This window comes from Glaciimonas sp. Gout2 (assembly GCF_035018905.1).
Taxonomy (GTDB): Bacteria; Pseudomonadota; Gammaproteobacteria; order Burkholderiales; family Burkholderiaceae_D; genus Glaciimonas.
Genome location: NZ_JASJXA010000005.1, coordinates 129,923 through 149,100 on the forward strand (window position 1 = coordinate 129,923; position 19,178 = coordinate 149,100).

The window sequence follows — 19,178 nt, forward strand, 5'->3', positions numbered from 1 at the left end:
TTCCCTCGCGTCCAGATCGGATGTCGGATGGAGATCACATGGCGTCGCAACAAGTACCCGCAATAGTTTTGTCCCAGCCTGCGGCATTAGCCGCTGCTTACAGTCACACTGGCGAATCAAAATTTGGCAACACCACGCATTTTGGTTTTTTGACGCTATCGAATTTTTCCATGATTGCCTTTTCGAGTGCGATCGAAGTTTTACGTATGGCGAACTATATCAGCGGTCAACCACTTTATCGCTGGTCTGTCATCAGCATGGATGGCCGCCCCGTACCGGCCAGCAATGGCTTGCCAGTGTCGCCGACGCAGACTCTGGAACAGGCGGGTATTCCAGACGTTCTGTTTGTCTGTGGCGGTGTCCATATTCATGACGCCGTCAATGAAAAACTATGTGCGCTTCTGTTGAAGCTGGCTCGCAGCCACGTCAAGCTTGGCGGTATATGCACTGGCAGCTATGCGTTGGTCAAAGCCGGATTGATGAACGGTTATCAATGTGCGATTCATTGGGAAAATCTTTCTGCGTTGCGTGAGGAATTTCCTAAAGTCCTCTTCTCTGAAGGATTATTTTCGATTGATCGGGATCGATTGAGTTGCTCCGGTGGCACCGCCCCAATTGACTTAATGCTGCATCTGACCGCCACCAGCTTCGGCAAGACGCTGGCTGCAGAAATTTCAGAGCAATTCATTCTCGAACGAATACGCGATAGCAATTATCAGCAACATATTCCGATTGCGGCGCGCCTGGGATTTAGTCGCAAGGAATTAATTGAAGTGGCGCGCCTGATGGAGTCGCATATCGAGGAGACCTTGTCTTTCGATGAAATCGCGCGATTGGTGGGGCTCTCCCAGCGTCAGTTGCAGCGTATGTTTAAATATTATCTTGATGTCACACCAACGCATTATTATTTGCAACTACGTTTGCGGCGCGCCCGTGAATTGTTGCTTCAGACTGCCATGTCAATCATGAGCGTCACCGTGGCTTGTGGATTTCAATCATCCTGCCACTTCAGTAAAGCGTACCGCAATCAGTTTGGACGATCACCGAGTAGTGAACGTCATTTACATCATCCATTTCTTGCCGCCACCGATCATTTGCTTCCGCGTGAAGAGCTGGATGCTTCGGGCGCCGCCGCAGCATCAAAGGTATTTGACGCAGACAGACAATAGGATGTCGCAATCTATCCACGTCGCACGGGTTGCGGAGTGTAATTTATAGGTATTGCACGGCGGCATACTATTGAAGAGTTAAAGCTGATGTGCGGCAATAAATAATTACTTATGGTGACAAATCCCTGATTGATACACGATGTCTGATCCAGGGCTCTAAGAAACATACTGAATCTTGCGCCGCTACTTGCAATGAATTGCATAAGGCGTTAATCGTTAAATCAAGAAATAGAAAAGCATCTTTTTGTTGCCAGTTTTTATACTCGGCATGCCAGTTCTTTGTTCGGAGAAACGCAATGAAATGTTTTAATCGTAAGGTGATCGCTCGTGTTGCTGCGGTAGGGATGCTTAGCCCCTTGATGTTAACAAATGTAGCATCGGCAAGCGAGGCAAAAGCTTGCCAAAATGTTCGATTTGCCGATGTCGGATGGACCGATATCGCCGCCACAACCGGTTTGGCATCGGTCGTGTATGACGCTTTGGGGTATCACACAACCAAAACCATCGCGTCGGTACCGATCACTTTTGCCGGTATAAAAAATAAGCAGATTGATATATTTTTAGGTTATTGGTCACCAACGATGGACCCGATGATCGCACCATTTTTGAAAGACAATAAGCTTAAAGTTTTGGCCGCCCCGAACCTCACCGGCGCGAAATATACGCTCGCTGTACCGAGTTACGTCTATGACGCTGGTCTAAAAACGTTCGCTGATATCGCAAAGTATTCGAAAGAACTGGACGGAAAAATTTACGGCATCGAACCTGGAAATGATGGCAATGCGGTGATATTGAAAATGCTTGGAAAAAACGAATACAACTTGAAAAGTTTCAAGCTGATTGAATCCAGTGAAGCGGGAATGATGGTCGAACTTGGTCGTGCGGTTAAACAAAAGAAATGGATCGTATTTCTTGGCTGGGAACCGCATCCAATGAACGTTCAACAAAAGATCAACTTTCTAACCGGTGGTGATGATGTGTTTGGACCAAATTATGGTGAAGCCAAAGTTTTTACAGTTCTTCCTGCGGACTATCAGGCGCGTTGTCCCAATGCCGATCAACTAGCCCAAAATTTACACTTTACGACTGACATGGAAAATCAGGTGATGCTACCGATCATGGAAAGAACCGACCCGAAAGAAGCAGCCAAGGCGTGGCTAAAAAAGAATCCTGACGTCCTCAGAAAGTGGTTAATGGGCGTGAAAACGTTTGATGGAAAAGAGGGTTTGCCAGCTGTGAAGGCAGCGCTTGGCTTGTGAGAAATTAATCATTATTTGTTTCCCCTTTCTGTCGCTTGCATTGCCGTTATCAAGAAAAAATATAACGACAAGCGTGGCGGAGAGGGAGGCGGAGAACGCTCCGGAAGAATTGGTCGCCGAATTTTATTTTTTGGCGGTATCAGCGACCCAATTTAACGGAAATATACACTCTGATTTTAATCAGGAGGAGATCATATGTCAGAAAATCGCGGTGTCGTCTATGTCGGTGACGGCAAGGTAGAAGTACATTCCATTCCGTTTCCAAAGCTGGATAATCCCCAAGGTAAGAAAATTGCGCATGGCGTCATTTTAAAAGTTATTTCCACCAATATTTGTGGCTCAGATCAGCATATGGTGCGCGGTCGTACTACCGCACCAACTGGCTTGGTATTGGGACATGAAATTACGGGTGAAGTGATTGAATGCGGTTCGGACGTGGAGACGCTGAAAAAGGGTGATTTGGTATCAGTGCCGTTCAACGTTGCGTGCGGCCGCTGTCGGACATGCAAGGAGCAACACACTGGCGTATGCGAAACAGTCAACCCCGCCCGTGCTGGCGGCGCTTATGGCTACGTCGACATGGGTGGCTGGATTGGCGGTCAGTCAGAATATGTGATGGTGCCGTATGCCGACTTTAACTTATTGCGCTTTCCCGATAAGGATCAGGCAATGTCAAAGATCCGCGATCTGACATGCTTATCTGATATTTTGCCAACCGGTTATCACGGTGCGGTCACTGCGGGTGTTGGTCCCGGTACTACGGTGTACGTGGCCGGGGCGGGGCCGGTCGGCCTTGCCGCGGCAGCTTCTGCACGATTATTAGGCGCAGCGGTAGTGATCGTGGGTGACGTGAATCCTTTGCGTTTAATCCATGCGCGCAATGTCGGTTTTGAAACCGTCGATTTATCGCTCGATGCCACACTCAGCGATCAGATAGAAAAAATTCTTGGAACGCCCGAAGTCGATTGCGCCATTGATTGTGTTGGTTTTGAAGCGCGTGGTCATGGGCATGCTGGTGCACAGGAAGAGGCGCCAGCTACCGTACTCAACTCCTTGATGGAAATCACACGGGTTGCTGGCAAGATTGGTATTCCCGGCTTGTACGTTACTGAAGATCCTGGTGCAACTGATCTGGCCGCTAAAAAAGGCAGTCTTAGCATACGCCTGGGTTTAGGGTGGGCAAAGTCGCATAGCTTTCACACCGGTCAAACGCCAGTAATGAAGTACAACCGGCAATTGATGCAGGCGATCTTATGGGATCGGATCAAGATAGCAGACATTGTCGGTGTTGAAGTCATCACGCTGGATAGTGCTCCAAAAGGCTACGAACAGTTCGATGCAGGTGCTCCGAAAAAGTTTGTCATTGATCCACATAATTTGATCAAACGTGCGGCCTGATGATGGATTGGCGAGATCCGCTCATTAGCAGATAATGTCTTCAGCATCTTTATGCTCCAAAAAAAGAGCTTGATCGACTTGACGTGATCAAGCTCTTTTTGATTGACGGCTTTGTTGATTAAATGATGCGTTTTTTTAAATTAAGTTGTCATGCACGATAAGAGGTTTTTGATGAAAAATACACCGACTTACGGCCTTACTTTGTCCTGTCCAAGCGAGGTTGGTCAGGTCGCTGCCGTCGTCAAATTTTTGGCAGATCGACAGTGTTACATTGCTGAAATTGCAGTCTTTGACGATGATGATTTTCGTACCTTTTTTCTGCGATGTATCTTCCGCGCGCCCGAGGACGAATCTCTTCAGCAGGAGCGTTTACGTGCGGATTATTATGCACATTTATGCGCAGATTTTTCCGTCATAGCGGAACAATTTGGCATGCATTGGCAGATTCACGATATGCACCATCGTCCGAAAGTGGTCGTCATGGTGTCAAAGTTAGATCATTGTCTGGCTGATTTGCTGTTCCGTTGGAAAATGGGCGAGTTACCGATGGATTTCACCGCGATCATATCTAATCACCCCGATCTTGCACCGCTGGCGGCGGCGCACAATATTCCCTTCCATCATTTGCCGGTTACCCAGGAAACCAAGGCAGAGCAAGAGGGTGAAGTGTTAGCGTTGATCGCGGGTTACGGAGCAGAGCTGGTGGTGTTGGCGCGTTATATGCAAATATTTTCAGAGGAAACGAGTGCGACATTGCGTGGCAAGGCGATCAATATTCACCATTCTTTTCTACCCAGCTTTAAAGGCGCTAAACCTTACCATCAGGCATATCAACGCGGCGTCAAGCTCATTGGTGCGACATCTCATTTCATCACCGATGATCTGGATGAAGGCCCGATCATTGAGCAGGCGGTGGAGCGCGTCGACCATACTTATACGCCAGAAAAATTGTTAGCTGTCGGGCGGGATGTGGAGTGTCTGGCATTGTCGCGGGCAGTACAATATTTTATTGAACACAGGTTATTCGTCAATGCCAATCGGACGGTGATTTTGCAGTAGGACCAGTTACGGGTACGCGTGTTTCTTTGGAGTAATCGTTGTTAGTTTTACGGAGCGGATCGGTCAGCAATCAGGGTTGATTTTTTTTATTGAAACAATCTCTGTACGTACGTCGCTACTTCCAGCAGCGTGCCATTTAGGTCTCACGCAAGGAAGATTGCTGGCGGCGCTCTTGCGAGTAAGTCCCGGAAGGCAATGGGAGGCTTTTAACACGCAGAAGCGCATCTCAGTGCATATGTCGGTGGACATACCGCGCAAATATGCATATTTCTCCATTTTTTGTCCACATCGTCCAGATTGTCAAAATCACCGCAAATCACACCAATTACGACATCCGTGTCGGAAAAATACAAACGCCTGTCATCTTTGGAAAATAGTGGTCGTTCCGTTGGATCAAGAATGGGTCAAGGAAAAGCGGACTGCGTAACCGCATCAAACCTAGGCGTTGGTTGAGGTTTGCCAAGGGGCGGCGGTTGTTTCGCCGGGTTTAGACGGTCGTTATTCCAACATATCGTATCTACTTCAAGGGAGTCGTGATGCACGTTCTGGAAAATAGTTTCAATGATTTCTTTTCTACAAGCACGCGATGAGCATTAGCACCTTTGATCTTTTTAAGGTTGGTATCGGGCCATCAAGCTCGCATACCGTCGGGCCGATGATCGCCGCGTCGCGGTTTGCCAGGTATTTGCAACAGAGTGGCTTGTTGGGAGCGGTCAGTGCAATACGCTCCGAGTTATATGGATCGCTTGGTGCAACGGGAAAAGGCCATGGCACCGACAAGGCAGTGTTGCTTGGGCTGGAGGGCTATTTGCCCGATCAGATAGACCCGGATTTTGTCGAGCCGCGCCTTACCGAGATACGTCGGACTAAACAGTTGCTGCTCAACGGTGCGCACCCGATAGCGTTAAGTGAAAAAGAGCATTTACTCTTTTTTCGCCGTGAATCGTTGCCGCAACACCCAAACGGCATGCGCTTTCTGGCCATGGATGCCAGCGGAAAAGTGCTTGCGCAAAAGGAGTATTACTCGGTTGGCGGTGGCTTTGTCGTCAGTCAGGAAGGGCAGCCGATCAATGGCGTGCAGGTGAACGGGCCAGATGTGGCCCATCCGTTTCATTCTGGAGATGACCTGCTGCGGATTTGCAGGGAAAAAGAGTTGACCATCGCGCAATTGATGATGGAAAACGAAAAGTATTGGCGCACCGCAGAGGAAGTGCGCAGCAAGTTGCTTGGTATTTGGGATGTGATGGCTGGTGCGATTAAGCGTGGTTGCGCCACTGATGGCGAGTTGCCCGGACCGATGCGCGTTAAGCGTCGTGCGCATGAGTTATCGCAGCAACTTCGGAATCGCTCTGAAGAGTCACTTAATGATCCGCTCTCGATGCTGGATTGGGTGAATCTGTATGCGATGGCTGTCAATGAAGAAAACGCTGCGGGCGGGCGGATCGTCACGGCACCGACCAATGGTGCGGCAGGCGTCATTCCCGCAGTGTTGCAGTATTACATCAAGTTTGTGCCGGGTGCCAATCTTGATGGCGTGATGACTTTCTTGCTGACGGCCGCCGCGATTGGATTGATCTATAAAGAAAACGCTTCTATCTCAGGTGCAGAAGTTGGCTGTCAGGGCGAAGTCGGTGTTGCCTGTTCGATGGCGGCGGGTGCGCTTGCATCAGTGCAAGGCGGTACGACAGAGCAGATCGAGAACGCAGCCGAAATCGGGATGGAGCACAACCTTGGTATGACCTGTGATCCGGTTGGCGGGCTGGTACAAATCCCTTGCATTGAGCGCAATGCGATGGGCGCGGTCAAGGCCATCAATGCTGCCAGAATGGCGTTACGCGGAAACGGCAAACATTATGTATCGCTAGATAAAGTGATCAAAACCATGATGCAGACCGGTGCTGATATGAAGACCAAATATAAAGAAACATCGCGTGGTGGACTGGCGGTCAACGTGATTGAATGCTGACCAATCGTGATCATCAAGGCTGATTCAGCATACATCATCAAGTTTAAAAATTTTATCCGATCATCCAAACCAGTTATCCATATTTTATACAGCACCCGCATTCTTTTAGGAAAATCATGCGTAATTATTCGATATTCAGTTTGATCCGTAACGGACTTTCTTACCATGAAAACTGGCAGCGGGCCTGGAAAAGCCCTGAGCCAAAAACTGAGTATGACATTGTCATTATTGGTGGCGGCGGTCATGGTCTGGCGACGGCTTATTATCTGGCAAAAGTACACGGTCTGCGCAATATTGCGGTGATCGAAAAAGGCTGGATCGGCGGTGGCAATACGGCTCGTAATACCACCATCGTACGTTCAAATTATTTGTGGGATGAGTCTGCGGGCCTGTATGAAAAAGCCATGCAGTTGTGGGAAGGCCTTTCCGAAGATTTGAACTATAACGTCATGTTCAGCCAGCGTGGCGTGATGAATCTGGCGCATACCTTGCAAGACGTACGCGATACCGATCGTCGGATTAATGCCAATCGTCTTAACGGCGTTGACGCTGAATGGCTGACACCAGCGCAGGTGAAAGAAATCGTTCCGATCATTAACTTGAATAGCCACTATCCAGTACTTGGCGCATCGTTTCAACGGCGTGGTGGTGTGGCGCGCCATGATGCGGTGGCGTGGGGTTATGCACGGGGTGCGGATGCACGCGGCGTCGATATTTTGCAGAACTGCGGCGTGACCGGCATCCGTCGTGAAAACGGTGCGGTGACCGGGGTAGAAACAGTCAAGGGCTTTATCAAGGCTAAAAAAGTAGCGGTAGTGGCCGCGGGTAGTTCCAGTTTGATTGCCAGCATGGCTGGAATCAGATTACCGCTGGAAAGCCATCCGCTGCAAGCGTTGGTATCAGAGCCAATTAAACCAATCATTGATACGGTTGTGATGTCGAACGCCGTCCACGCGTATTTAAGTCAATCCGATAAAGGCGATCTGGTGATCGGCGCGGGGGTCGATCAATACACCGGTTATGGCCAGCGTGGAAGCTATCAAACCATCGAGAGTACGTTGCAGGCAATTGTGGAAATGTTTCCGGTGTTGAGCCGGGTTCGCATGAATCGGCAATGGGGTGGCATTGTGGATGTGTCGCCGGATGCATGCCCGATTATCTCGCTGACCGATATTAAGGGTTTGTACTTTAACTGCGGATGGGGAACCGGCGGCTTTAAAGCCACGCCAGGATCAGGTTGGGTGTTTGCCCACACCATCGCTAACGATAGTCCGCATCCGCTGAATGCACCATTCTCGTTGGATCGCTTTTATACCGGCCATCTGATCGATGAGCATGGCGCTGCAGCGGTTGCACATTAAACGCTTGGCAACAATGCCGACGAGAAGAATAAAGCATACCCCATTATAAAAGACAGATTCTGGAGAAATACCATGTTATTGATCACTTGCCCATGGTGCGGGCCGCGTGCAGAGAGCGAATTTCATTGCGGTGGTGAGGCGGATATTGCGCGCCCTTTAAATACAGAGAATTTAACTGATAAAGAATGGGGCGACTACCTGTTCATGCGCAAAAATCCACGCGGTGTGCACCGTGAACAATGGGTGCATAACCAGGGTTGTCGTCGCTGGTTCATGGCTGAGCGCGATACGGTCACGTATGAAATTTTGGGATATAGCAAGTTTGGTGATGGTGTTGTTCATCAGGGCGCATCTGTTGGTAAAGAAATTGCAGCAGTGGCATCGGTAGCAGCGTCGACTGTGACGTCGACAGCAGCGGGGAGCGCAGTATGAACGCCGTAACCAAGGTGGATAGTAAGTTGGACACCAAGCCATCCATGGAACCAACTAAAAATCAAAGTCATCGTTTGATGGAAGGCGGCAGAATCAATCGCCAACAACCGGTCATGTTTTCCTTTAATGGTAAAACTTATCAAGGGTTTCACGGCGATACGTTGGCGTCCGCGTTACTCGCGAATGGCGTCCATTTTGTTGCACGCAGCTGGAAATATCATCGGCCGCGCGGGATTGTCACCGCCGGTGTTGAGGAGCCGAATGCATTGGTGCAACTCGAAACTGGCGCTTACACGGTCCCGAATGCCCGCGCTACAGAGCTTGAGCTTTACCATGGGCTGACTGCGACCAGCGTCAACGCTAAGCCGAACATCGAAAATGATCGGATGGCGGTGAATCAACTCATTGCGCGTTTTATTCCAGCCGGGTTTTACTACAAAACATTTAAGTGGCCGCGTAGTTGGTGGGGCAAGTATGAGGAAGTGATCCGCGCCGCTGCCGGTTTGGGCAAGGCACCTGCCGAACTGGACCCTGATCGTTACGAGAAAACCTATGCCCATTGCGACGTCTTGATCGCCGGTGGCGGACCTGCGGGTTTGGCTGCCGCCTGGGTCGCTGGCAAATCCGGTGCGCGTGTGATTCTGGTGGATGATCAGGCTGAACTGGGCGGCAGTCTGTTGTCTGGCCCGGCTATCATCGACGGCAAGCCCGCCACGGCGTGGGCGGCACATATTGCAGCAGAATTGCGCAACATGCCGGAGGTGATAGTCCTGACGCGCAGTACGGTGTTTGGCTATCAGGATCACAATCTGTTGACGGTCGCAGAGCGATTGACCGAGCACTTGCCATTGATTTCACGCGGAAAATTACGCGAGCGTCTTTGGAAAGTCAGGGCCAAACATGTGATTCTGGCGACCGGTGCACACGAGCGTCCTATCGTATTTGGCAATAATGATTTGCCGGGCATCATGCTGGCTTCCGCAATTTCGACTTATATCCATCGGTATGGCGTATTGCCGGGTCGCAATGCAGTGATTTTTACGAATAACGATGATGGCTATCAGTCTGCGCTCGATCTAAAAAGCGTCGGTGCGCAAGTCATGGTGATTGATCCGCGTGCCGCCAGTAATAGCAGTTTGCCTGCGTTGGCTAAACGTCACGGCATTACCATCATCAATAACGCGGTAGTGGTTGCGGCCACAGGTGGTCGCCATGTCAAGTCGGTCGAAGTGGCCACGCACGTTGATGGCGTACCGGGAGCGGCGATCAATACGTTCTCCTGCGATCTGATCGGGATGTCAGGCGGTTGGAATCCAGTGCTGCACCTTTTTGCACAATCGGGTGGAAAAGCACAATGGGATAATGGAAAAGCGTGTTTCGTCCCCGGTTCTGCGATGCAAAAGGAAACCAGCGTCGGTGCTGCCAATGGCGATTTTAGGTTGGGTGGTGCGCTGCGTGATGGTGCACTAGCGGCACAACACGCGGTCAATGCGCTATATTTTAATTTATCAGCTATACCAACCTGGAAAGTCGCCGATATTGCGGAAGCGCCGATATTCCCTTTATGGTTGGTGGGAGATCGCACACGCGTCGGACGTGGCCCGAAACAATTTGTCGATTATCAAAATGATGTGTCGGCGGCGGATATTTATCTCGCGGCGCGTGAAGGTTATCACTCGGTCGAGCACGTGAAGCGATATACCGCGCTGGGCTTTGGTACCGATCAGGGTAAGTTGGGCAACATTAACGGAATGGCAATTCTCGCCGAAGTATTAGGCAAGACCATTCCTGAAACCGGCACCACGACTTTCCGCCCAAACTATACGCCGGTCACATTCGGCACTGTGGCTGGACGCGAATTGGGTGATTTTTTGACGCCGATTCGCAAAACTTGCATCCACGAATGGCATGAAGAACAGGGGGCGTTGTTTGAAGATGTCGGCAACTGGAAGCGTCCCTGGTATTACCCGCGCGGTAATGAAAATTTGCATCAGGCGGTGGCGCGGGAATGTCTGTCCGCTCGCAATAGTGTTGGGATATTGGATGCATCGACCCTTGGAAAAATCGATGTGCAAGGCCCCGATGCGATCACATTGCTGAACTGGATGTACACCAATCCGTGGAACAAACTTGAAGTCGGAAAGTGCCGTTATGGTTTGATGCTGGATGAGAACGGTATGGTCTTCGACGATGGCGTTACAGTGCGTCTCGGTGAACAGCATTTTTTGATGAGTACGACAACCGGCGGTGCAGCGCGCGTGCTCGACTGGATGGAGCGCTGGCTGCAAACTGAGTGGCCGGACCTGAAAGTTAATCTGACCTCGGTCACGGATCATTTTGCAACCTTTGCCGTGGTGGGTCCAAAGGCGCGTCAGGTATTGCAAAAAGTGTGCAAAGATATTGATTTTTCGAACGCGGCATTTCCTTTCATGTCGTTTCGCGACGGATCGATTAAGGATGTTGTCACCCGCATTATGCGCATCAGTTTTTCGGGCGAGCTGTCGTATGAAGTCAATGTGCCTGCAAACATGGGGCGGGCCATTTGGGATGCGATTATTGCCGCTGGTGAAGAATTTGATATCACGCCGTACGGCACCGAAACCATGCATGTATTGCGGGCAGAAAAGGGTTACATCATCGTTGGTCAGGATACTGATGGCTCGGTGACGCCGTTTGATCTGGGGATGGGTGGCCTATGCGCAAAATCGAAAGACTTTCTTGGTAAGCGTTCATTGACGCGCTCTGATACCGCGAAGGAAGGACGCAAGCAACTGGTCGGCCTGCTCACGAATGACCCCGCATTTGTATTACCTGAAGGTGGACAAATTCTGGTCGCACCAACGGATGGTAATGCGCCTTCGACCAAGATGATCGGGCATGTCACATCCAGTTATTTTAGCCCGATTTTACAGCGCTCAATTGCCTTTGCGCTGATCAAAGGCGGATTAAGCAAGATGGGCGAGAGCGTTACCGTTCCGACTGCATCGGGTGGTTATGTCAACGCCAAAATTAACAGTCTGGTTTTTTATGATGTAGAAGGAGTTCGTCAACATGTTGAATGATGCCAACCACCTGTCTCAGGATTTCAAACCGCAAGATCTTCGGGCCCCTGCGCCGATAATCAATCTATCAGGTGCATTGAAAATGACGTCGCCACTAGCCAGCGTGGCGGGATTAATGGGACCGCTTTCTTCCGGAACGAATCAGGCCTTTAGCGTTTATGAACGACCGTTTCTGGAGTTAATTAACGTCAAAGGAGAGGCGAACTCTGATGTGTTTCAGGCGGCGATCAAAAAGGCAACCGGCGCAACGTTACCGACAGTACCGAATACCGTTTCGGAAAGCGACGACTACATTATCTATTGGCTCGCTCCCAACGAGTGGTTGATTCAGTCGACCCAACCGCGCGTGCCGGTAATTGATGCTGCACTGGGAAAATTTCTGGCGGGACAATTCGCCTCGGTTGTGGATATTAGCAGTGGCAATACAACCCTTGTCATGATGGGTGAAAAAGTACGTTCCGTTTTGCAGAAAGGTTGTCCACTCGATTTTCATTCAAGGGTTTTTACGGTTGGACAGTGCGCACAAAGTCATTATTTCAAAGCTGGTATCGTGCTGCGACCGCTTGCTAATGGTAATGTCGAAGTGATCATCCGTCGTAGTTTTGCCGATTATTTTGGTCGCATTCTGGTTGATGCCGCCGAGGAGTATGTTTCATGAAAAGTGAACATATTGCCAGCGGCGTGCGTTGGCAAATATTTATCGAAGGGTTACATTTGATGACGTATGTGGGTTTGCATGCGCATGAATATCAGCAGCAGCAAGCAGTCGAATTGGATATAGAAATGTCTTACCGGCCTGGTCGGCAACAAGGACAACAAAGCGATCATGCTGATTCGATTATCGACTATGACCAATACTGCACCTTGTTATCCACGTTTATGCAGGAAAAGCCGCATACATGCTTGCTGGAAACCCTGGCGTCAGAGGTTGCAAGCTTATCGTTTCGTGACTATCCAATGCTGGAAGAGATTAAGGTCGCGATCCATAAACCAAAGATCCGTGCGAATGCAGCGCGGCTTGGTGTATCGGCTTGCTGGACCAGATGGAGTTATGAAACATTACTTATTCAGCAGCCACAAGAGGTTGTCATGAATACATAATGTTGCGTCGCAACAGACTTAATGTTATCAATTAATATAAGAAAAAAATGGTTGGATCAGCGTGTTTTGAATAGGTGGTCTAAGATTTGTTAAGATGCTGCATGTCCGTAAGGCATGCTTTTATAAGAGGCCTGCAATTTGCAGGCCTTTTTGTTTGTGGCACGCATTTTGGTGTGCATTGAGGTGGCCATTGTGGTGTAAGTTGAGGTGGTTAAAAAATTATTCTTTAACGTTTAATTTGTCCACGTTTGGGCTATCATTTCGAGCACAAGAATAATCGCGCCGATCGCCAACGGTTATGGCTAATGGCGCCGTGACGGAGCACCCATTTCGACGTTGACCGTCGTATTGATATATTTTCTTTGAGACATTTTTCACCTATTTTGGAGACATATCATGACTAAAGACAAGACTTTGTCACCCGCCGAACAGGCACTGCGCGAAGATGCGCTTGAGTATCACCGCAGCCCTTCGCGCGGAAAAATTAAGGTTGTTCCGACTAAGCCGTTGTCGAATCAGCGCGATTTGTCGCTGGCTTATTCGCCCGGCGTTGCATACGCCTGTCTGGCGATTGAAGAGAATCCGGAATTGGCGGTTGACTTTACATCGCGCGCTAATTTGGTGGGCGTTATCACTAACGGCACTGCGGTGCTTGGTTTGGGTGACATCGGTCCATTGGCGAGTAAGCCGGTGATGGAAGGTAAGGCGTGTTTGTTTCAAACTTTTGCTGGTATTGATGTGTTTGACATCGAATTGGCAGAACGTGATCCTGACAAACTGGTCGAGATGATCGCTGCGTTGGAACCGACGTTAGGCGGCATCAACCTGGAAGACATCAAGGCGCCAGAATGTTTCTACATTGAAAAAAAACTACGTGAACGGATGAACATTCCGGTGTTTCATGACGACCAACATGGCACCGCAATTATCTCCGCTGCTGCATTGTTAAACGGATTGGAACTGGTTAATAAGAATATCGGCGAGATTAAGCTGGTGGCGTCTGGCGCTGGTGCTGCCGCCATTGCTTGTCTGGACCTGATGGTTGAGCTTGGTGTACAGCGTGAGAATATGTTCGTCTGCGATTCTCGCGGCGTCATACACGATGCGCGCGAAGATAAACTCGATGAATCAAAGCAGCGTTATGTCAGAAAAACTTCAGCCCGGACTTTGGCCGACGCCATTAAAGGTGCGGATGTGTTTTTGGGTTGTTCCGCGGCTGGCGTCTTGACGCCAGAGATGGTCAAGACGATGGGTACGCAGCCGATCATTTTGGCGCTGGCAAATCCGGAGCCGGAAATTCGTCCGGAATTGGCATTAGCTGCACGTCCGGATTGTATTATCGCAACTGGCCGTTCGGATTATCCGAATCAGGTGAATAACGTTTTGTGCTTCCCGTACATCTTTCGTGGCGCGTTGGATTGCGGCGCAACGCGAATTACTGAGGCAATGAAAATCGCTTGTGTACGTGAAATTGCCGATCTGGCGAAAGCCGAGATTAGCGAAGAAGTAGCGAGCGCATACGCAGGGCAAGAACTGCGTTTTGGGCCGGAATACATTATTCCGAAACCTTTTGATTCACGGTTGATTTTGCGTATCGCGCCAGCAGTCGCACGCGCAGCCGAAGAATCCGGTGTGGCCACACGACCAATCAAGGATATGGTCGCCTATCGCCAGTCATTGACACGCTTTGTTACCCATACTGGCATGTTTATGCGTCCAGTCTTTGAAGCTGCGCGTCTTGACCCCCAGCGTATCGTCTATGCCGAGGGTGAGGACGAACGGGTCTTGCGTGCAGTGCAAATCGCGTTGGAAGAAAAATTGGTCCGTCCTATTTTGATCGGCCGTCCGGCTGTGATCGAGGCACGTATCGAGCGCGCCGGTTTGCGGCTTAAAGTCGGCCGGGATTTCGAGCTGGTCAATCCGGAAGACGATGCACGCTTTCGTCAATATTGGGAGGCATACCACGAACTCAAGGCGCGTGATGGCGTCACGCCGGAAATGGCCAAATCCATGCTGCGTCGTTCCAACACGATTATCGCGGCAATGCTGGTCAAACTAGGTGATGCAGACGGTATGTTGTGCGGCTTGGTCGGACGCTTCGATGGTCATCTGGAACATGTTGGCGACATCATTGGTTTGCGTGAAGGCGCGAAAGGCTTTGCCACGCTCAACGGATTAGTGCTGGATCAGCACACGCTCTTCATTGCTGACACCTCCGTCAACGATGATCCGACTGCCGAACAATTAGCGGACATTGCCGCCATGGCGGTTGAAGAAGTACGGCGTTTTGGCGTGCCGCCAAAAGTGGCATTTTTGTCGCATTCAATGTTCGGCTCCAGCACTCGCCCATCGGCTTTGAAGATGCGCGCAGCAAGAAACGTATTCGCCGCGCGCATGCCGGATGTGGAATCCGATGGTGAAATGCACGGCGACGCAGCATTGAGCGCAGATATCCGTGCCCAATATCTGCCAAAATCGACACTGACCGGAAACGCCAATGTGTTGATCATGCCAAATCTGGATTCGGCCAATATCCTGTTCAATGTATTGAAGATGACCGGTGGACAGGGCGTCACAGTTGGCCCGGTATTATTGGGTGCGGCGGCGGCGGTGCATGTTCTGACACCTTCCGCTACCGTACGCAGGGTGGTCAATATGACAGCGTTGGTGGTGGCGAATGCGATCTCTAAAAAGCAGGGTAACTAATGGCGTCGCTTAGTTAATGTGAGCTGGCAAATCTCATAGGTCACAAGATGCTCTCCCCGACGGTTGTTCAGGGAGGGCATTTTTGTTTATAGCGTTAAATTAAAATAGGACGGCATTTGTTAAGTTAAATGTTGTATTTTTATCCTTTATTGTTTTCCTCAGCATAGTCGGCTGTGAGCCTGTTAGAAGTGGATTTTAGGGAGAGCTTTTAACATCTGAACGGGAAAGCTGCACGGTTTTATGCAGATCAATCAAAAAATAGAGAAAGACAAGTCAGGATCGCGGTAATATCGCGAGCACAAGTGGAGCGGTGCATGAGGAAAAGTGCACGAGGAACAGTGCAGCTCAGCAGTTCAGGTGCACACCTTAGGAGCATTTGGCCGAATCGGGATACCCAGACAGCGCGAATACCTCGGATAGTTGCAAAGGAGCAAAGTGAATGAGGTCATTTAACTCAGTCGTGCCTTCCCAGCTTAGCCGGTGATGACATCTAATTTTTAAACGTTTGACTAATGAAAATCTACAAAAGAGGGTTATATGCAAATTAAAGATAAATGTTTTCTCATCAGCGGTGGCGGTTCCGGCCTCGGCGCAGCAACTGCACGCATGATCATTCAAGAAGGCGGGCAGGTTGTTATTGCTGATCTGAATCAGGAAGCTGGTACCGCGTTAGCCAGTGAACTTGGCAGCCGTGCACATTTTGTCGTGACCGACGTTAGCAATGAAGCGAGTGCTCAGGCGGCGGTCAATGCGGCGGTGTCAGTGTTTGGTGGATTGCACGGCTTGGTCAATTGTGCGGGTGTCGCACCGGCTAAAAAAGTACTCGGTAAAGAAGGTCCACACGGTTTCGATGATTTCGCCCGTGTAATTCAGATTAATTTAATCGGCACATTCAATATGCTGCGTTTGGCAGCAGAAGCCATTAGTAAGACTGAACCGAATGCAGACGGTGAACGCGGCGTGATCATCAACACTGCTTCAGTTGCAGCGTTTGACGGTCAGATTGGTCAAGCCGCTTATGCGTCGTCCAAAGGCGGTGTCGTGGCGTTGACGTTGCCGGTGGCACGCGAATTGGCACGTTTTGGTATTCGTGTGATGACTATTGCGCCGGGCATTATGGAAACGCCGATGTTGTTGGGTATGCCAACCGAGGTGCAAGATGCGCTGGGTAAGACAGTACCGTTTCCAGCGCGTATGGGTAAGCCGGCAGAATTTGCCGGGTTGGTAAAAACAATTGTCGAAAACGCTTATCTTAACGGCGAAGTCATTCGTCTAGATGGCGGAATCCGGATGACTGCGAAGTGATACCAGTCGTCAGATAACAAAGATTGAAGCATCAAGGCAGTGCGAAGGAAATGGATAGTCGCATTTGCTTTGATGTCATTAATAAAGACTCTTTATTCGGACACTTGCCCGATATGCGTTGGGCGCCACGCCGATGCCACTTAAATACAATACGCAAAAGATCGGTTTCGGTGTCTGTTGATATTCCCCATTGCAGGCCGGATGCTAAAAAGATTGTCCGTGTGTCTGCCGGATCAAAGATGAGAACAATTTAGGAAAAGGTTTCAAAGCGTGTATCAAAAAATTGGTGCGAGACTCGTTACCAAAGCAACGTTGTAACTGCCGTCCCACCCAAAGTCGCCTGCCGAACTGCGTTTTCCATTGATCCACATATTGCTGCTCCATTTGATGCCGGGTAACATGATTCTGTAAAAAAGCATCTATGCATCTGAAGGCGATCTGGGTGCCATGTAGCGACATGCTCATCCCATTGCCACATAACGGAGAAATCATGCCAGCGGCATCACCTATGAACAATATATGATTTTCTGCCTGGTTTTTTTTCTCAAAACTGATCTGGGAAATAGTAAGAGGCCGCTCATAACAATCCTCCATTGAAGAAAATACCTTTTTTAAAAAAGGGTTCTTTTGCAAGATATTCTTTTCCATGAGCGGAATTGAGTTGCCACTCAAGTGCAAATTTTCAGCCGTGGTCATGTAGCAGAGACAATAACGGTCATCCTCTATTTTCGAAATGCCGCAATACCCATCCTTAAAATTATGCAGGGCAATTACGTCCGCATTGAGATTCGCTCGCACATGGTATTTCACGCCAATATAATTATTCAGTTTCGTCGATTTTTTCAGAGTGAAAGCTCGTTTCCACTTTACATCGAGATTGCTGCGCTTCCCAAACGTTCCGCAGATAACCTTTGCCTGGAAATTTCCTGCAGAGGTCTGAATATGGAATAAAGACTTTTCAAAGGCAATATCCATCACCTTGGTGGCCTCATATAAAACCACCCCGCTGGTCTGTGCGAAGACAGCCAACGCCGCATCTATTTTATGTCTGCTTATGCCAAAGCCCCCAAGCGGCAATTCCTGCTCGATCGAGGCCCCATTGGGTGCCGAGATCAATACCTTCCGAATGATAGGCAGGTTCCAGTCATTGAGAGGCTGCCCTAACTCTTCCAGAAACTCCCAGCTCTCCATGGAGATATATTCCCCACAGACCTTATGAAAAGGATAGGTTTCTTTTTCGAAAAGAGCCACGGAATAGCCCTCTCTGACCAATTGAATAGAAAGAGCCAGGCCGGCCAGCCCTCCGCCCGCGATGGCTACATCATATGGATTGGCATTGTTCGACTCAGAACGTTCAACGTTCATTTTCTGTCCTGCTCACTATCAACCACCGGAACGCCCATTTCCATTGTAGGGTGTAAGGATCGGCGCCAGCCTCAAGCAGTATTTTCTCCCAATCCCTTTGCGTAAAACCCCGCAGGACGGATACCGGGGCATCATTTTTTACCAGATAAGAGCTTGACAACCATCCGGTCAACCACCGTATGGCGTAATACGCTATACGGTGTCGGTGCAAATCGTTGATATACCAGCCGACTCTTGCTTTTCCTCTCATCCACCCTAACATGAACACCAAGTCCTCATCCGTAAAGTGGTGGCAGAACAAAGAAGAAAAAATGATATCCGGCTTTTCTTCACCGAAAAGAACATCTTGGTAATCCGAGTGTATCCACTTTGCATTTTCTCCCTGCCATTTCCCCCGGGCTACTTCTATACAATACGCATTACTATCAATACCGGTTACGCTCACCTCAATCTGCCGCTGCTTGCAGTACTTGCTGAGTACCCTCAGGTTGTCACCGCCACCACAGCCGATCTCGCAAATAGTCACCCGTTTTCTGTTGTTTAATAATTGCTTAAGCCCGGATAGGCTGATAGCGTGACCGCCGAGCCACGTATTGATGAAATCCAGTTCCTGCATAGTCTTTTCAATATCTTTAAAGGCAATCCCGTCACCGTCGAGCAATTCTTTTTGGTAGCTCCGCTTTGAGATATCCATAGATTTTCCTGATCAGGTTAAAAGACAGCTTTTACGCGTTTCTGAATTTATTTTCTCAAAAGCGGCAGTCTACGGATTTTCCAAATTGGGCGACTCTGTTCGATCCACAGCCGTTTGGGATTTTAAATAGCCTGCCGAGAAGCCTTCCATGTCTTTGCAGTTCACAAAAAATAGGCGAGATCGAGCCGGCATGATGGTCTTTATTCCAAAAGAGGCTGCTTAAAAAAATCAAGGGAGCAGTTTTAGCAAAATGTCAGTTATGGCAGTCTTCATCATCGCCTGGAAAAATTGAAACCAGACG

The 19,178-nt window shown here is 49.4% G+C and carries 14 protein-coding genes; 12 read left to right on the forward strand and 2 right to left on the reverse strand.

All coding sequences use genetic code 11. From position 1 onward, the window contains the following. The first annotated feature begins 38 nt into the window (after nt 1–38). From QN379_RS05945 to QN379_RS06000, 12 genes are all read left to right on the forward strand, one after another. The gene (locus tag QN379_RS05945; protein ID WP_322237173.1) at nt 39–1,169 is read left to right on the forward strand and encodes a GlxA family transcriptional regulator; all 1,131 of its coding nucleotides are present in this window, start codon (nt 39–41) and stop codon (nt 1,167–1,169) included. Nucleotides 1,170–1,513: 344 nt separating this feature from the next. Then, nucleotides 1,514–2,428, forward strand: a complete 915-nt coding sequence (locus QN379_RS05950; RefSeq protein WP_323506247.1) for a choline ABC transporter substrate-binding protein — start codon at nt 1,514–1,516, stop codon at nt 2,426–2,428. A 195-nt stretch (nt 2,429–2,623) separates the two neighbouring features. Further along, on the forward strand, nt 2,624–3,826 hold the full coding sequence (gene fdhA, locus QN379_RS05955; protein WP_322237175.1) for a formaldehyde dehydrogenase, glutathione-independent: 1,203 nt from the start codon (nt 2,624–2,626) through the stop codon (nt 3,824–3,826). Nucleotides 3,827–3,997: 171 nt separating this feature from the next. Beyond that, nucleotides 3,998–4,885, forward strand: coding sequence for a formyltetrahydrofolate deformylase (gene purU, locus QN379_RS05960; RefSeq protein ID WP_322237177.1), 888 nt, complete (start codon nt 3,998–4,000; stop codon nt 4,883–4,885). 586 nt (nt 4,886–5,471) lie between these two features. Further along, complete coding sequence (locus tag QN379_RS05965) at nt 5,472–6,851, forward strand: L-serine ammonia-lyase (protein WP_322237179.1); 1,380 nt, start codon at nt 5,472–5,474, stop codon at nt 6,849–6,851. Nucleotides 6,852–6,967: 116 nt separating this feature from the next. Further along, nucleotides 6,968–8,212, forward strand: a complete 1,245-nt coding sequence (locus tag QN379_RS05970) for a sarcosine oxidase subunit beta family protein (protein ID WP_322237182.1) — start codon at nt 6,968–6,970, stop codon at nt 8,210–8,212. A 72-nt stretch (nt 8,213–8,284) separates the two neighbouring features. Then, entirely contained in the window at nt 8,285–8,644 is a 360-nt protein-coding gene (locus tag QN379_RS05975; protein WP_322237184.1) for a sarcosine oxidase subunit delta, read from the forward strand. 44 nt (nt 8,645–8,688) lie between these two features. Next, entirely contained in the window at nt 8,689–11,706 is a 3,018-nt protein-coding gene (locus QN379_RS05980; RefSeq protein WP_416348528.1) for a sarcosine oxidase subunit alpha family protein, read from the forward strand. After that, nucleotides 11,696–12,364 carry a sarcosine oxidase subunit gamma gene (locus QN379_RS05985; protein ID WP_323506231.1) on the forward strand — a complete coding sequence of 223 codons (669 nt, stop codon included), beginning with the start codon at nt 11,696–11,698 and terminating at the stop codon, nt 12,362–12,364. Before QN379_RS05980 ends, QN379_RS05985 begins: the two co-directional genes overlap by 11 nt. Continuing rightward, a complete protein-coding gene (locus QN379_RS05990; protein WP_322237187.1) occupies nt 12,361–12,807 on the forward strand; it encodes a dihydroneopterin aldolase in 447 nt (148 codons plus the stop codon). The genes QN379_RS05985 and QN379_RS05990 overlap by 4 nt, the downstream gene beginning before the upstream one ends. 396 nt (nt 12,808–13,203) lie before the next feature. Next, on the forward strand, nt 13,204–15,513 hold the full coding sequence (locus QN379_RS05995) for an NADP-dependent malic enzyme (protein ID WP_323506232.1): 2,310 nt from the start codon (nt 13,204–13,206) through the stop codon (nt 15,511–15,513). 537 nt (nt 15,514–16,050) lie between these two features. Next, on the forward strand, nt 16,051–16,818 hold the full coding sequence (locus tag QN379_RS06000; protein WP_322237192.1) for an SDR family NAD(P)-dependent oxidoreductase: 768 nt from the start codon (nt 16,051–16,053) through the stop codon (nt 16,816–16,818). A 204-nt stretch (nt 16,819–17,022) separates the two neighbouring features. Here QN379_RS06000 and QN379_RS06005 read toward each other — a convergent pair whose 3' ends face one another. Continuing rightward, nucleotides 17,023–18,183, reverse strand: coding sequence for an NAD(P)/FAD-dependent oxidoreductase (locus QN379_RS06005; RefSeq protein ID WP_322237194.1), 1,161 nt, complete (start codon nt 18,181–18,183; stop codon nt 17,023–17,025). Further along, on the reverse strand, nt 18,173–18,877 hold the full coding sequence (locus QN379_RS06010; protein ID WP_323506233.1) for a methyltransferase domain-containing protein: 705 nt from the start codon (nt 18,875–18,877) through the stop codon (nt 18,173–18,175). The genes QN379_RS06005 and QN379_RS06010 overlap by 11 nt, the downstream gene beginning before the upstream one ends. Between the last annotated feature and the right edge of the window lie 301 nt (nt 18,878–19,178).